Source organism: Ileibacterium valens (genome assembly GCF_001945525.1).
Taxonomy (GTDB): domain Bacteria; phylum Bacillota_I; class Bacilli_A; order Erysipelotrichales; family Erysipelotrichaceae; genus Ileibacterium; species Ileibacterium valens.
On sequence record NZ_MPJW01000148.1, the window covers coordinates 1 to 14,758 of the forward strand.

The 14,758-nt window shown below is 40.0% G+C and carries 15 protein-coding genes; 4 read left to right on the top strand and 11 right to left on the bottom strand.

Annotated elements, in window-relative coordinates; translation table 11 throughout:
• Positions 1–92: 92 nt before the first annotated feature.
• On the bottom strand, positions 93–326 hold the full coding sequence (locus BO222_RS07720) for a hypothetical protein (protein WP_075819888.1): 234 nt from the start codon (positions 324–326) through the stop codon (positions 93–95).
• A 235-nt stretch (positions 327–561) separates the two neighbouring features.
• Here BO222_RS07720 and BO222_RS07725 point away from each other — a divergent pair, with 235 nt between their 5' ends.
• Positions 562–1,509, top strand: coding sequence for a DnaJ C-terminal domain-containing protein (locus BO222_RS07725; protein WP_075819890.1), 948 nt, complete (start codon positions 562–564; stop codon positions 1,507–1,509).
• A gap of 203 nt (positions 1,510–1,712) precedes the next feature.
• Here the strand turns inward: BO222_RS07725 and BO222_RS07730 are convergent, their stop codons facing one another.
• Positions 1,713–3,176: an LCP family protein gene (locus BO222_RS07730; protein WP_158024577.1), complete on the bottom strand. Its 1,464-nt coding sequence runs from the start codon at positions 3,174–3,176 to the stop codon at positions 1,713–1,715.
• A gap of 652 nt (positions 3,177–3,828) precedes the next feature.
• Between BO222_RS07730 and BO222_RS07735 the strand changes: the two genes are divergently transcribed.
• Positions 3,829–4,110 carry a rhodanese-like domain-containing protein gene (locus BO222_RS07735; protein ID WP_075819894.1) on the top strand — a complete coding sequence of 94 codons (282 nt, stop codon included), beginning with the start codon at positions 3,829–3,831 and terminating at the stop codon, positions 4,108–4,110.
• Between the two features lie 120 nt (positions 4,111–4,230).
• Here the strand turns inward: BO222_RS07735 and BO222_RS07740 are convergent, their stop codons facing one another.
• The gene (locus BO222_RS07740) at positions 4,231–4,548 is read right to left on the bottom strand and encodes an AzlD domain-containing protein (RefSeq protein ID WP_075819896.1); all 318 of its coding nucleotides are present in this window, start codon (positions 4,546–4,548) and stop codon (positions 4,231–4,233) included.
• Positions 4,548–5,294, bottom strand: coding sequence for an AzlC family ABC transporter permease (locus BO222_RS07745; RefSeq protein ID WP_075819898.1), 747 nt, complete (start codon positions 5,292–5,294; stop codon positions 4,548–4,550). The genes BO222_RS07740 and BO222_RS07745 overlap by 1 nt, the downstream gene beginning before the upstream one ends.
• Positions 5,295–5,438: 144 nt before the next feature.
• Here BO222_RS07745 and BO222_RS07750 point away from each other — a divergent pair, with 144 nt between their 5' ends.
• Positions 5,439–6,374, top strand: coding sequence for a DMT family transporter (locus tag BO222_RS07750; RefSeq protein WP_075819916.1), 936 nt, complete (start codon positions 5,439–5,441; stop codon positions 6,372–6,374).
• Between the two features lie 205 nt (positions 6,375–6,579).
• Here BO222_RS07750 and lgt read toward each other — a convergent pair whose 3' ends face one another.
• Together lgt and BO222_RS07760 are read right to left on the bottom strand one after the other, a co-directional pair.
• On the bottom strand, positions 6,580–7,368 hold the full coding sequence (gene lgt / locus BO222_RS07755) for a prolipoprotein diacylglyceryl transferase (RefSeq protein ID WP_075819900.1): 789 nt from the start codon (positions 7,366–7,368) through the stop codon (positions 6,580–6,582).
• A gap of 127 nt (positions 7,369–7,495) precedes the next feature.
• The gene (locus tag BO222_RS07760) at positions 7,496–8,320 is read right to left on the bottom strand and encodes a metallophosphoesterase (protein ID WP_075819902.1); all 825 of its coding nucleotides are present in this window, start codon (positions 8,318–8,320) and stop codon (positions 7,496–7,498) included.
• Positions 8,321–8,504: 184 nt separating this feature from the next.
• On the opposite strand from BO222_RS07760, the gene BO222_RS07765 reads away from it, so the two are divergent.
• Entirely contained in the window at positions 8,505–9,137 is a 633-nt protein-coding gene (locus BO222_RS07765) for an HAD family hydrolase (RefSeq protein ID WP_075819904.1), read from the top strand.
• Positions 9,138–9,332: 195 nt separating this feature from the next.
• Here BO222_RS07765 and BO222_RS07770 read toward each other — a convergent pair whose 3' ends face one another.
• From BO222_RS07770 to BO222_RS07795, 5 genes are all read right to left on the bottom strand, one after another.
• Positions 9,333–9,860 carry a gamma carbonic anhydrase family protein gene (locus BO222_RS07770; RefSeq protein WP_233131227.1) on the bottom strand — a complete coding sequence of 176 codons (528 nt, stop codon included), beginning with the start codon at positions 9,858–9,860 and terminating at the stop codon, positions 9,333–9,335.
• Positions 9,861–10,090: 230 nt separating this feature from the next.
• The gene (locus tag BO222_RS07775; protein ID WP_075819906.1) at positions 10,091–10,552 is read right to left on the bottom strand and encodes a hypothetical protein; all 462 of its coding nucleotides are present in this window, start codon (positions 10,550–10,552) and stop codon (positions 10,091–10,093) included.
• Between the two features lie 410 nt (positions 10,553–10,962).
• Positions 10,963–12,168 carry an SPFH domain-containing protein gene (locus BO222_RS07780; protein WP_075819908.1) on the bottom strand — a complete coding sequence of 402 codons (1,206 nt, stop codon included), beginning with the start codon at positions 12,166–12,168 and terminating at the stop codon, positions 10,963–10,965.
• A gap of 240 nt (positions 12,169–12,408) precedes the next feature.
• The gene (locus BO222_RS07790; protein ID WP_075819912.1) at positions 12,409–13,362 is read right to left on the bottom strand and encodes a Fic family protein; all 954 of its coding nucleotides are present in this window, start codon (positions 13,360–13,362) and stop codon (positions 12,409–12,411) included.
• A 209-nt stretch (positions 13,363–13,571) separates the two neighbouring features.
• Complete coding sequence (locus BO222_RS07795) at positions 13,572–14,492, bottom strand: AEC family transporter (RefSeq protein WP_075819914.1); 921 nt, start codon at positions 14,490–14,492, stop codon at positions 13,572–13,574.
• Positions 14,493–14,758: the final 266 nt, after the last annotated feature.

The following is a 14,758-nucleotide window of genomic DNA, read 5'->3' on the forward strand; positions in this document are numbered from 1 at the left end:
TGGCAACAGTATGCCGATCTACGCTATACTTTTTGGCCAGCTGTGTAAAGTTGGGTTTTATTCCTTGAATCTTTGCCATGTTCAACTCGAGATTAAGCTGGGTGGTTTGATTTCGTTTCATTTTGTCCTCCTTTTATAAGAAGGATATCAAAATAAAACCAACCAAAATTGGCGCATTTCTCGCTGCAATTATTGGTTGGTTTTACGTTAGCATTAACACATATCGGTTGCTTTTGATCTCTTTGAAAGACCATATGGCTGCCATAATAATCATCGAGTTTAAAATTGTTATCGTCTGCTGAAAACTGCTTTGTGTTTTGATTCATACTCTGTTTTCCTCATTCATCTTATTTATAAAATCGATCTATATTATATATAAGTTATTTTATATGTATAGACATTATCGCAAGGCTTGATTTTACTGAGATGAGAATTGTTTCATTTATAAAAGTTCTGGAAAATAGTCAGGCTTGCCATTCGGCATTCATTGTTTATTTGGATTAAATTGTAGTTGAGAATCATGGCAAGGCCGTATCTGCAAATGGATTGAGAGGTGCGAGGATGGCTCGAGGATTATATGAGATTTTAGGTGTTCCAGAAAACGCCGATGAAAAAGCGATAAAAAGTGCTTATAAAAAACTGGCCAAGAAATATCATCCGGATCTGAATAAGGAACCAGATGCCGGAGAAAAGATGAAGGAAATCAATAAGGCCTACGAAGTATTGAAAGATCCAAAAAAACGTGCGCTTTATGATGAATACGGCGAAGAAGCAATTAAAGCTGACTTTAATGAAGATGTTTTGAATAGCTATAAATACAGCTGGTCTAATCAGGGTTCAAATGGTCCATTTGGTCCAGGTGCGGATTGGCCATTTGGTTTTGATGATGACTTTTTGGGAAGTATGTTTGGCGGTGGATTTGGACGCTCCAATGGAAGCTCGTTCCATCAGAATTATCAGCCAAGACCGACCAAGGGTGAAGATCTCAATGCCGATATTTCAATCGACTTTATGAAGGCCGTCAAAGGCGGTCAGGAAACCGTCTCCTTTATGGTCAGTGACGGAATGGGTCAGGCTCATCCAGTAACATATGACATTCAGATTCCACAGGGAATCAAGGACGGACAAAAAATCCGACTGGCTGGCAAAGGCGCTCCAGGAGTGAACGGCGGACCAGACGGAGACCTGCTTCTAAAAGTCAATGTTCGCCCAGACTCAACATTCACCCGTGAAGGCGATGATATTCAGGTGACCATTCCAGTTGACTTTACCGATGCTCTCTTAGGTGCCGAAGTGGATGTTCCAACATTAGATGGTGTGGTTTCAATGAAGATACCGGCTGGAACCCAGCCTGATCAGCGCTTTAAACTCAGAGGAAAAGGAGTCAAGAGTTCCCGTGGAACCGGTGATGAATACGCAAAAATCAAAGTCACTCTACCTAAGGAACTGAGTGATGAACAAAAAGAGCTGATTCAGAAATTCAAAGATTCTAAGAATGCAGCTGAATAAACATTCAGAACGAATTATTTTTAAGCGTTAAAGCAGACAAAAAGCTTCAGGAAAGAACAATCTCTCTTTCCCGAAGCTTTTTAATTTCGTTTCATACATAGGTCATCTTATCGAATCGTTTTATTTCATTGACAGACAGAAAACTTTTTAACTTTTTCCTTTGATGTTTCAATACGAAATCACAATGAGCTTGAACAACCTGCCTAATCTACCTTTTTATCTATCTTGTACTCAGATTCTTCAGCCACATAGACCTCAGAAAAATCTGCCTCTTCAAATTCAGGAATTTCTGAAAGATCAATTTCTTCGCCATTGAGGACCTTTTCGATTAATGTTCTGGCAAATTCCAATTGATCTTTTGAAACGACCGACATGGATACATTGAAATTTAATGCAGGTGAATAACCGGTTACTCCCTGCCCGGTACAGGAAAAAGCTGAAAGTTTCCAATTCGGGAAATGAGAAATCTCGAAATGAATCAGTTCCCTGATCTGCTCAATGGGCATATTGGTATAAAAAGCTGTACTCAATGCTCGAATCACATCCGGATATTTAAACAGAGAGGAAGGTTTAAACAGCTGGTTCAGGATGGCTTCAAGGACGATTTGCTGGTTTCGGATCCGCTGGTTATCATCATCCAGATACGCATGTCTTTCTCTGGCAAAACCTAAAGCGCGTTCTCCATCCAGATGATTCTGACCTGCTTTGACACCAGGTAATCCATTGGCATAAAATCGTTCAACTTCCTGTCCTTCTTCCACTGTAATATCAATTCCCCCAAGAGCATCCACCACGTTAATCAACGAAGAAAAATTGACACGGAGAGTATAGTTGATCTCTATATCAAGCAAATCTTCAATGCTGGATTCTGTAGAGCCAATTCCATAAATTCCAGAATGCGTCAGTTTGTCTTTCAGGCCAGAAATACTCATACAGGCCGATGGATTTTTTTTGCAGGTGATTTCAGTATAGGTATCCCGAGGGATGGAAACAATCAGGATGTTTTTTGTTTCCGGATTCACTGCCACAAGCATATTTACATCCGATCTTGATAAGGAATGGATCGTTCCGTAAGTATCACTTCCAGAGATAAGAACCACGAATGGATCTTCGGTAATATTACGGCTAGGATCCGCAGGATTTTTCATCTGTTCTGGCATTGGAACCGTATAAATATACTGATCAATAATTGTGCTCATTGTAGTTAATGCATTGAATTGATTCTGATCGTTTGCAGCGTCTAGCAGATTTGCGTGATATTGTTCTGGAAAAATGATGGCATCGACTTGACCATTGATTAAAGCGCTGGCCAATGAATAAATGGAGTCAAATTCCATCGTCTGAAATCTCGCTTTGCTTTGTTCAAGCTGAATGATGGCGTTTTGATATCCTTCAGGATCCAAAGACGAAATAATCCCTACAGTCTGAGTATTCAGTTGGTCTGGCTTTTCAATTTCAGAAGAGGTCAGCACATAGGTGCTTAATACAACCGATATCGATGAGTCAAAATCAATCAGTTCATGATCAATCTGAAAAGTTGAATCTGATTTTGCTGAATTGACTGATGAATCGGATGGATTGGCATGAGCATCTGTCGATTTCAGATTCTGTTGGGTATTGGTTTTTGCAGTGATCAGGTTCAGCATATTTTCAGTCGACTCAATCATTTGAAAACCTGCCCAATTGATACCGGTACCTAAAAAACTCACAATCAATATAAGAATCTTCAGCCATTTCTTTTTGAATCCGATGATTGAATAAAGAGCAAAAACAGCAAACAGAACAAAAATGATACTTAAGCCGATAAGAATCGTTCTGGGGATGAAGGCCGATAAAGAAAGCTCCATAATCAGCCACTCAGCGGATACAACAAAGCTGCCTAGTCCAATCAGACCAGTCAATAGAATCAGGTTCTGGATCCATGTCGATTTTTGAGCCTTCGAATTTGCGGGATCTCTTTTTTTCTTTGTAGAATTTTTAGAAATTTTCTTTTGTAAAGAGTTTGGCTTAAACGGATTATTTTCCATAAACTTAATTTTGATGAAGTTGATTCATAAGTCAAAGATTTCATCGTTGATGTCAGATTCATATCAAATAATAGTACGATTTTTAATATTTCTGAGCTGTAATGAGGGAGATGAAATCAACAGGATTATCAGGCAATTGATTTGTAGCTAACCTGATTGAGAATTACTCTAAAAGAAGAAATAAACTAGCCAGAATAATTGAGTAATTATTGAATGAAGACGATTTTCAATCATTTTAAACGGTTTAATTCGATCTGTTCTGGTTGGCAAACTTTTCATGGGAGGTATTTTAATGAGTGCATATGAAACAGATAAATTAGTACAGGAAGCTCACGATCAGAACATTCCATTAATCGATGTTCGTCCAGCTGCAATGTATGAACAGGGACATATTCCAGGGGCAGTAAATATCCCTTTCGATTCGCCCAATGTTGCCAGCATTAAGCCTGGTTCTTTTGTCTATTGTGTTACAGGTTATCATGCCGGTCTCATTAAAAACAAATTAGCTAAGATGAATATTGATGTCAAAGATATTGGTGGTACTGAATATTATCACGGTCCACTTGAAAAGTAATTGCAGATTAAAAAAGGTGAAAAAACAGACTTAAATAGACTGTCTTTTCACCTTTTTTAATTTTTCTATAGACTGAAATCCAAAGAGCGAAACGGCCTGAATTGATCTTTTATGGGGATTTCAATTTGCAAATGAAACAAGCAGCTGCACCAGTAAAGCCGCAAGAGCAGCACCAATCGAAACAGATAAAAGACTTTTTTTACAGGAAGCCAGAAACAAAGCGGTTAAAGTCCCAGCCATTGAAGAATACACATTTCCTGTACAGGTGAAGATGGCAGGAAATGTCATCGCTGAAAGAACACTGTATGGAACATAATACAGAAACGACTGAATAAATATGGAGTGGATCTTTTTTTGAAACAAAACCATCGGTATGACACGAATCAGATAGGTGACAATCGCCATCACAGCGATGCCTGACAAATAATAGAGATTCATCAGGAGCACTTCCCTTCTTTGTTTTCATCTAAATTCTGATGATCTTCACCATGCACTGGAAACCGCAGCGCACAAATCACTGAAATGATCAGAGTGATCAAAATAATCATATATCCTGCAGATATTTCCTTAAATCCAGGCAGGATCGAAAAAAGAATCGATAAAACCGCGGATGAAATGGAACAGAATAAAACGGGTTTTGAAGCAAGCGAGGCTGGAGTGACAATTGCAATAAACATTGCATATAAAGCAATATTTAATGCGGCACCAATCCCGGCTGGAAGCAGGCTTCCAGCGCTTGCTCCAATCAGTGTTCCTGTAAACCAGCCAAATGCGCTGCATACAATCAAGCCAGACATATAGGAAAAACTCAATAAACCGCTCTGTCCAATTTCAACAGCAAAAATTTCATCCGTGATCCCATAGGAGACAAGCATTCTTTGCCAGAGCTTCATTTTGGGGTTTGCTTTTTGAGAGAGGGACAGGGACATTAGAAAATAGCGGGCATTAATGATCAAAGTGGTTAAGGCAATCTCAATCAATGCGGCTTTTGAAGCCAGTAAACCAGCTCCAGCCATCTGCCCCGCACTGGTCAGATTTGTAATTGAAATTAAAAAAGTATAAAAAATAGGAATACCCATTATGACCGATGACATACCAAAAGCGATAGAGACTGAAAAATAGCCCAGACAGATGGGGATTCCATCCCGCAGACCCTGAACAAAGGATTCTTTCAAAGCACGCACTTCCTTTCAAAATCATTCTTACCATCCGCAAAAACAGTAAAGAGAATGTACTCAATGTAATCCAAAGTGAGGAAACTGTAAAGTTTTACAATTCTGAGATATTCTTTCTGTCAATTTTAGATAATGTGGAGTTTAATGGGAGATATGAATCAAATATCAGATAAACAATCGACAACCCGCCTGGTCATCCTGGCGTTATTTTGCTGTTTGCTCTGGGGCAGCGCACCCGTTTTGATCAAATTAGGCTATGAGGCTTTTTCAATTCATGAAACTCCATCGATCCTGTTATTTGCCGGCTTTCGGTTTATGCTAGCCGGAGTATTCGTTTTACTCTTTTTCATTTCAAAAAAGAAGAATCGAGATCAACTTCATTTTACAGGCGAGACTTCAGAAGCCATCATCTGGTTAGCGCTTTTTCAGACGTTTGGCCAATACTTTTTTTACTACATCGGAGTTTCCAATTCAACAGGAGTGAGCGCATCCATTTTAAGCGGGGCCAGCTGTTTCTTTGCGCTTGTACTTGCTTCCTGTATCTATCAAATCGAAAAAATGAGTGCGGTTAAAGTCATCAGCTGCATTCTTGGATTTCTTGGAATTCTGGTCATGAATCTGAATGGATTTCAGTTTTCCTTTTCCTTTCAGGGAGAAGGAATGTTGCTTCTCTCTCAGATCTGCTCTGCTGAGTCTGCGGTTCTGATTAAACTCTTTTCGAAAAAGGAAAATACCGTCTTTCTTTCTGGAGCTCAGTTTCTTTTAGGCGGTCTGATGCTGAGTGCTTTAGGATGGGTAATGGGCGGCAGCCTGATCTTTAGTAAGACAGGCCTGTTCATTCTGCTGGCTTTAAGTTTTGTTTCAGCCGGAGCCTATACGATATGGGGAATTTTGCTTAGTCATTATCCAGTCAGTCAGGTCGGAATTTTTACCTGCACCATTCCATTGTTTGGTGTTCTGTTTTCGATTCTGGTTCTGCATGAATTTGATGCGGTGAATATTCAGACTCTGTTTTCTTTGATTCTGATCGTATCCGGAATTATTCTGTTGAATCGTCCAACGAGATCTAAAAAACAGAAAGGAACCTGACTGGTTATTCATAACGACTGATTAAATATCCGCAAGGATTATCCATCAATGGATTGACCCGGTTTGAAGGAATTATCCTAAGATGAATACAAGAAATTAAAAAAGTTCGCATTGAGCGAACTTTTTTAATTTCAGTTATTGTGAAGAATTTTAAAGAGATGCTTTCAGATCTGATGTTGTGCATCAGATCATGATCTTCAGGCCTTTATTGAACTGTACTTGAATGATTCTGCTTTTTTTGGATCATCTTTCTTCCGATCACCAGGATCAGAATACCGCCGATTAATGTAAAGATTGAAATGATCTGAGAAGTGGATAACCCCATGGCGCCTCCACGAACCAGATCTCCTCTGAAAAACTCAATTATAAATCGTCCAAAGGAATACATGATCAGATACCATCCAGCCAGTTCTCCATCGAATTTTTTCTTCTTGGCTAACCAGATCAGAACAAAAAATAAAGCAAAATCATAGATTGAGCTTAAAAGCTGGGTTGGAAACAGTGGGACTCCAGCTGGAGCTAAACCAGATTCAGGAAACACCATTCCATACCACGCATGATCATGAACTTCCAATCCATAGCAGCAGCCGGCAAACAGGCAGCCTAAGCGGCCAAACCCCTGCGCAAGAGCGACTTCCGGGATCACCAGATCAAAGAACTGCCAGAAATTCAGTTTCTTGATCCTGCAGAATATATATCCTGCGGCAATTCCTCCAAGAATTCCACCATATACAACCCATCCATCAGAAAGATTCATCAGAATCGAAGGGTCCTTGAGGATATCCTGAAACCGGGTCAGCCAGTAAAGCAGTTTGCTTCCCGCAAACCCGCCAATCAGAATCCAGAGTGTAAAACTATCCAGACAGCTGACATCAATTCCAAGCTTCTTTCCTCGACGATCGGCTACAAAAAAAGCAGCCAGAATTCCTATTGCTATACAAAAGCCATATGTATAAACGGGCAATCCACCCAAATCAAACAATTTATAATGCATACTCAGATATCCTTTCTGAAGATAATAGTTTACCATCCAGAATCAATCATTCAAAATCGAGATTTTTTCTGCAGCATTTCATCACGTAAAAAAATCAATTCACTCATGTGACTCACGAACTTACCTGTTATATATCCGATTCTAATTGAATAACGACGAGATCAGGATTATTAAACAGTCTAGGAATCCACATCTGATCGGATATCCCACGGCTGACAATCATCTCGGATTTGCCTAACTGATATCTTCCACCATCGTATTCTGGAAACAGATCAATATGTTCTTCCAGGCCAGGACCGGCCAGTCCAATGGCAAAAAAGCGCCATTGACCGCCATGAGTATGTCCAGACAGAATGAGATCAAAATCTTCGCGCATGATTTTCTGAGCCAGAATTGGACGATGAATCAATGCGATCGTAAACAATGGACTCGGTTTGATCTGATCTGCTTTCTTCTTATACTCTCTGAAATGATCAACACTCTGATCGGCTCGAATATTTCCAGGATCTTCAATACCGCAAATACAGATTTTCTGTCCATCCGAACTTAAAACGATTGAGCGGTTATCTACCCAGAGCACCTGATCTTTACACATCTGCTTTAATACCGGCCAGTCTTTTCTGTACTTTTCATGATTTCCACTCACACCAACGATCGGAGCAATATGAACTAATTCATCAAGCAACTCGAGAGCTTCATTTGCAGGATAAACTCCGTCAAAATAATCCCCGCCCAGTGCGATGAGATCAACATTTTCCTTTTTGAGGCTTTCAAGCAGTGAAGGATGCCAGGTTCCATGCAAATCACTTAAAAAAGCAATTCGAAAATGGTGAAAAGATTTGGGAATCTTATTCGATTTAACCGTATAGCGACTGACTTGCAATGGAAGATGCCGCTTTGCATCCTGCTCTGCACGAATCAGATTTTTCAGAGTTGTTTTAAATTTTGCCATGAAACTATTTTATCATTCCTGATCAAGCGCTCAATTTTCGTAATCGTTTCCTTGCTTTTCGGAATATTTAAAAAGAGCAGATCAGGTACTCAATGTTCTGGAAAGCATTTTTAGCCTCAGAAAAGTTAAGGAATAGTTCAGGAGCCTGAAAATGCTACAATCAGTAAAGAAACGAGGTAAAACTATGACTGATCTTGTTTTATTAGATCTGGATGGAACGTTGACTGATTCTCAGGAAGGCATCATTAACTCCATTCAGTACGCTTTAAAAAAACATAATATAGAGTGTCCTGATTCAGAACTGATCTTTTTTATTGGCCCCCCTCTGAAAGAATCCTTCCAGAAGAAATTTCCACAGTTAGATCCTGAACAGGCCGTAGCTGATTATCGGGAATATTATACAAAACAAGGTATGTTGGAAAATAAAGTATATGATGGAGTTTTTGAACTGCTTCTGGAACTGAAGAAAAGAAATATTAAAGCAGCAGCAGCCACTTCAAAGCCTGAACCTTATGCCAGAAAAATTCTTGAACATTTTGGTCTGGATCAATATCTCGATGGGATTTATGGAGCGACTTTAGATTCAAGCCGCGTGAATAAGGACGCAGTCATTGAATATGCTTTAGAAAATGAGAAGGCTGATCATCCGATCATGGTTGGTGATCGAAAGTTTGATATTGAAGGAGCTCATGCGCATCATCTGCCCGGTATTGGAGTGACTTATGGATTTGGGGATCGAAAGGAACTTGAACAGGCAGGTGCCGATGCAATTATTGATCATCCAATGGAGCTGCTTCAAACCTCATATCTGATGTAGGCAGAATTTTATATAGATCAAAAAACATCCAAATATTGGCTGATCCAATTAAATACTCTGATTGAATGCTTCAGCAGAAAACAATTGGCGAAGAGATTCATCATTAGAATATAAAAGAAGACCTCGAACGATTGATGTAAACAATCTTCAGGTCTTCTCTGTTTTTAATGCTTCTATTGAAAAGATTTAAGACGATCAAGTTTCGCTTTTGGCATAATCTAATGCTTCCTGCACGTAATGGTTCGCATTTTCTTTGATGTATTCAATCTCCTGCTCGCTCAGTTTTCGAATGACCTTACCAGGAATTCCCATGACCAGAGAACCTGGTTCAATCACCTTGCCTTCTGGAATCAGGGCTCCTGCCCCAATAATCGAATCAGAACCGATTCGGGCTCCATTCATGATAATGGCTCCCATTCCAACTAATGTCTGATCTTCAATCGTACAGCCATGAATGATGGCTCCATGCCCAATCGTAACGTCATTGCCAATATGGAGTGGAAAATCTTTATCGACATGACAGATCGCTCCATCCTGAATATTAGATCTTCTTCCGATTTCAATCGGTGCCTGATCTGCACGAATGACGGCGTTATACCAGATGCTTGATTGGGGTTCAATCGTTATCTTTCCCTTACACACAGCTGAAGGAGCTACAAAAATACCATCTTCGATACTGGTTTTTGGTTCTTTGCATTTTTGTTCCTTATTCATATTATTCATTAGATGATCCTTTTTGTTTTTTAAAGTTTAATCGATTACCAATATTATAGAACAGAAAAACTGGATTCATCCAAATCTTAATTCTGAAGCCTTACCAGCAGCTGATCAGTACAAAAAATCCATCAGACTCAAACCGTCAAAACAGCGGGATCTGATGGATATTATTATGTAAAAAGAATGATCATTTCTTAAATTGAATTGCTGGATGATCTTTGATGAACAAAAAAAGTTCAGGCATATTTTTGCATGAGATTTCGCAGCTTACTGTCGGTATGGAAGAGATCCGAGAACTGGGCACTCAGTTTTCTGACTTCTGTTTCGACATACGGCATCAGCTTTTCAAAGGACTCATGGGCATATTTTTTCTGATCTTCACTACGATAAAAATAATATCCAGCATCTATTTCTGCTGCTGAATGTGAGCTCAGAATAATCAGGCCGATTTCCTGAAGATCCTTTTTCTCGATAATCTGTACCAGGATATCGCTGTTTAAAAGATCAATCAGTTTTCGGATCTGCTTTTCGAAGTGTTGATGATTTTCATCTTTGAAGGCTGCATCCGTTAATAGCTGCTCGTAGTTAAGAGACGAATGGTCAAGACCCATTGATGTCAGCAGCTGCAGACGATTCTGCCATTCAATGGCTTCACTTTCCGGTGTTTGCAAAATAAGGTTTTCAGTTTCAATTTTCATGGGCTTTCCTGCTATATTCTCTACGGTTGTTCTCAATGTCAATGAGTTACAGTCTTTACTTGAGTAATATGTAAATCCTACCTTAGTATAATGAGCGATTATGAAATGTCTTTTCATATGACTGTAAAATTGCTTCTATTTCCAGAGATAAAGGATTTAAATCCTAAATGTTTATTCATGTCATCTGAATAGAACAAGATCGAGGGACCATCCTGTATATATTCCCACGTAAAATCTGCAAGACAAAACGCTATTTTGAGAAGAATAAAAGCCATGAAATTTCTGCATAAGAATCACAGAATATTTTCATGGCTGAATTGGCTCTCAGATTTGCCCTGTGAATGTTTTTCAGGCTGGCTTTTAAAGCATCTGCAGAATCTGAATGCAAAACGTATCTTATCGTTTTCGGTTTAAAATTTATGACCGCAGGAAGAGCAGAATTTTGCTTCTGGAACGGATCTGGCGCCGCATTCCGGGCAGAATTTTGCATCAAGGGCTTTTGGTTTAGGGGTTCCGCAGTTTGCACAGAAGTTGCCGGTATTTTCCTGATGGCAGCCTGGGCATTCCCAGATTTCAACCGAAGCCGTATTCATCGGCTGACTGGCAGGCTGATTCATTGAACTGTTAGCCGATTGCTGTTTAGCCAGCAGATCGAGTGCTGATGCTCCGGCATTGCTGCCGGCCATGTTCATACCCATAAATCCGGAGAAAGAGCCTCCAGCATTATTGGCCGCATTCTGCATCGCCTGATTTTGAGCATTAATCATACTGCCCATCGCCATATCCACATTGGATAATGTTCTGGCATTTTCGAGTTCCATCACTCGTTTTGTATCCTGCTCAAAAAGCTCAGGAGTCAGAGCGACTGAAACGAGTTCAATTCCTCTTGAATCCAACCATTCTTTTCCCAAAGCTTCATTCAAAGCTTTGGCAATATCTTCATCATGCAGATAAATATCCTGATATCCGTTCACGCATAATGGAGCGATCTGAGCCATGGCAGAAGCGATCTTTGGCATCATTTCGGCTTTCAGTACCCGGGTAATGTCTTCACGGCGATAGACCTGAGTTGGATCCATCATCAGATTCTCATAGAAGGTCGCAGGATTGGTGATCCTGAACGTGTAATATCCATGCGCTCCAAGCATCAGCCGAGTGTTTAAATAGCGATCAATAAATGGGATTTTCCCGGTTCCAACAGGATTGTTGGTGATCTCTTTTAAATTAATATAAACAAGATTCATTGTATTTGGAGATTGACCACCAAATGTGAATCGATTCTTGACCATATTCCATACGTTATCCCATTCACGCATTCCACCAGTCAGTAATGAAGGTTCGTGGCTTGTATCATAAATATACTGTCCAGTATTCTCTTCCGTATCCGCGATGACAAAGTCATGAACTTTTCCATTCTCAATTAACAAAGCGGCCTGGTTGATTCCAACGTTGAAGACGGATCCATCCGTGATCACTTCGCTTGAACCCTTCTTTCCTTTTTTTATGGCTGGCGCGGCAAGAACATCATTATCAAGACCCTGAGCAATCAGGACGTCTTTTGGCTGATCGGCATAAGCGCTGCCTGCCGCATCCAGTGACCATCGAATAATTCCCATAGATTTTCTCCTCTAATTCGTTTTAGAATATTTTTCAATTTTGATTATTATTCTTTTTTTGCTGGTTCAGATTCCATTCGATCTTTGTATGATTCCTGAACGTATATCAATAATTTAACAGTAAATGAACTGCTAAATCCATGATAAACGGAGCAGGCAGAAAATGAAGAAATAAACGAGAAAAAATTTCTTAAGGTTTTCCGTTGATCCTGATCGGAATAGAAAAAAGGCAATCTCAAGTCATGCAGACTCAAAATCACCTGTTCTTTTCTTCATTTTTGTGGCCTTCAATGTATGTTCCAGACTGTCTTCCAGATTTTCAGAGATCAGCTTGATCATCGCTTCAGGCTGATGAGAGAGGTAATAGGAATGAACTGCCTCCTGATACTTCTGCTGCTGATCTTTTCTGAAATTGATAGGAGGATATCCGTTTTGCATCAGTTCCAGGTTCACCAGAATACGGCCGACTTTTCCATTACCGGATTTGAAAGGCTGCATGCCTTCAAACTCCAGCAGTAATCTGGCGATTCGCTCAATAGGGTGCATCACTTTTTTTCGCTGCATATTCAGGTTCAGCAGATCGTTAATCCGCGGTTCCATCAGATCCAGGAAAACAGGATCGGAATCGGTTCCTTTAATTCTTACTTTGACTTTTCGATATTTTCCTTTTCGGACAGAATCTTCAAGCATGACCATACTGTGAAGATTGCGGATGATGTTTTGTGAAAGTGGTTTTCTTTCATTAACGCACTCCAAAGCATAATTCCAGGCATCCCGAATCCCGATCACGCCCAAATGATCGTTCAGAGAATGTCCGGCACATACTTTTCCATTCAAAACTTCCTTTACATCTTCAAGACAAAGCGTGTTGCCCTCCATCGCATTGCTATGATAGATAAAGGAAAGCGCAAAGTGATCCAATTGTTTTGGGCCCACTTTATCATCCACATCCGGCATTTCACAAAGCATACTTTTCAGAAAATCCAGCCGCGAAAAGTCATTATACCGTTTCGATTTGGAACCATGACTCCTTCTGATTCTTTCATCGGAAGGTTTTTCGGTTCCATCCGGAATTAAATAACGTCTTCCCTGCTGTATGATGCCCCTGATTCGTCCCTGAGAACATAGAAAACGGACACGACGATCCGAAATACCCCATTTTTTTGAGGCTTCGAGTACCGTCATGTATTTCATCAGCATCAAACCTTCCTATTGGCTGATTTCATTATATGGACTTGGAATAAATCTCGAAAGCAGGATAAATAAAGAAAAAACAGCTATCCAAATGACCGAAAAAAGTTCCGATTCTCATTATCGGATGCTTTCATTTATTCCGATAATTTTTATTCCTGAATGATGGCCTGATCGGAACAAAGGAAAAAGCATTTTTACCTGCTTTTAAATCAGAATCCTGATAAAAAGACCATCCACACTGGAAGAGTAATCAATGAAAAGATCGTAGAAACAAAGACCAGGCGGCTGGCAAACAAAGGTGTACGATCGTATCCTTCAGCTAACATGACCACCGTACTTGGAGCAGGCATTGCGGATTCAAGTACGCAGACAGCCATTCCTAAACCGGAAAAGCCCACCATTTGACAGCCAATCAGGATTATTAAAGGAAGGATGATCGTTCGAATGGCTGAATACCAAAGACTTGTCTGATCAAGAAACTCTGAAAAATGAACTTCGGAAAGAATTGAACCGATCACAATCATGCTCAGGGCAGTCGAGCAGCCTCCAATTGCAGCCAGGGATCTGTCAATGCTTTCTGGCATCTGAAAGCCATGCATTTCTGCAAGCATTAATAAAACGCCAATACCTAAAGCCACCATACAGGGATGGAACAGGACTTTTGATATCAGCTCTTTTTTTGAAGTCTTTTTCGAAAAAAGAGAAAGACCCACAGACCACATCGCGATTCTCTGAGGAATTAGAAAGATCGACGAATATAAAAGGCCCTGAGCTCCAAAAGCTGCCTGAGCGATGGGCATGCCCATAAATCCGGCATTGGAAACCATGGTCGCATATTGAAGGCAGATTCTGTGATCTGGATTGTTTTGTTTTTTCCATAAGAACAGATTGCAGAAAGCATAAAGAAGCTGAATCAAAACGGAAGCGATCAAAACCCAGATGCAGCTGACAAGGATCTCGAAGGTCATCTCCAGCTCGAAAGATTGAATAATCGAAGCTGGAAGAACGACTTTCAGGACCAGATTGCTTAATCCTTTCCTTAGTCGGATATCGATCACCTGAAACTTTGATAGGACATATCCAACAAATATAAGAATAAAGATTTCGATTTGCAAAGAAATAATGTTCATAACCTTTACCTCTGAAAGGGGCTGTTAAATTTCTGACAGTCCAAAAATAAAAAGAGGCACCTGATCCGTAATGGATGAGGTGCCTCTTTTGGTAAAATATGTTCATGATCAATAAACAAAATTACCAAACACACTATAACTCGATTCAGGGCCGTTTGCCACTGCTCCATTCTCTCTTCCCTCATATTGAGATGGATTCTGTCTTCACTACTGTCAGTTCCTTTGTCGATGATTATCTCGACCTTGCCCTTTATCCTTCTTTTGCC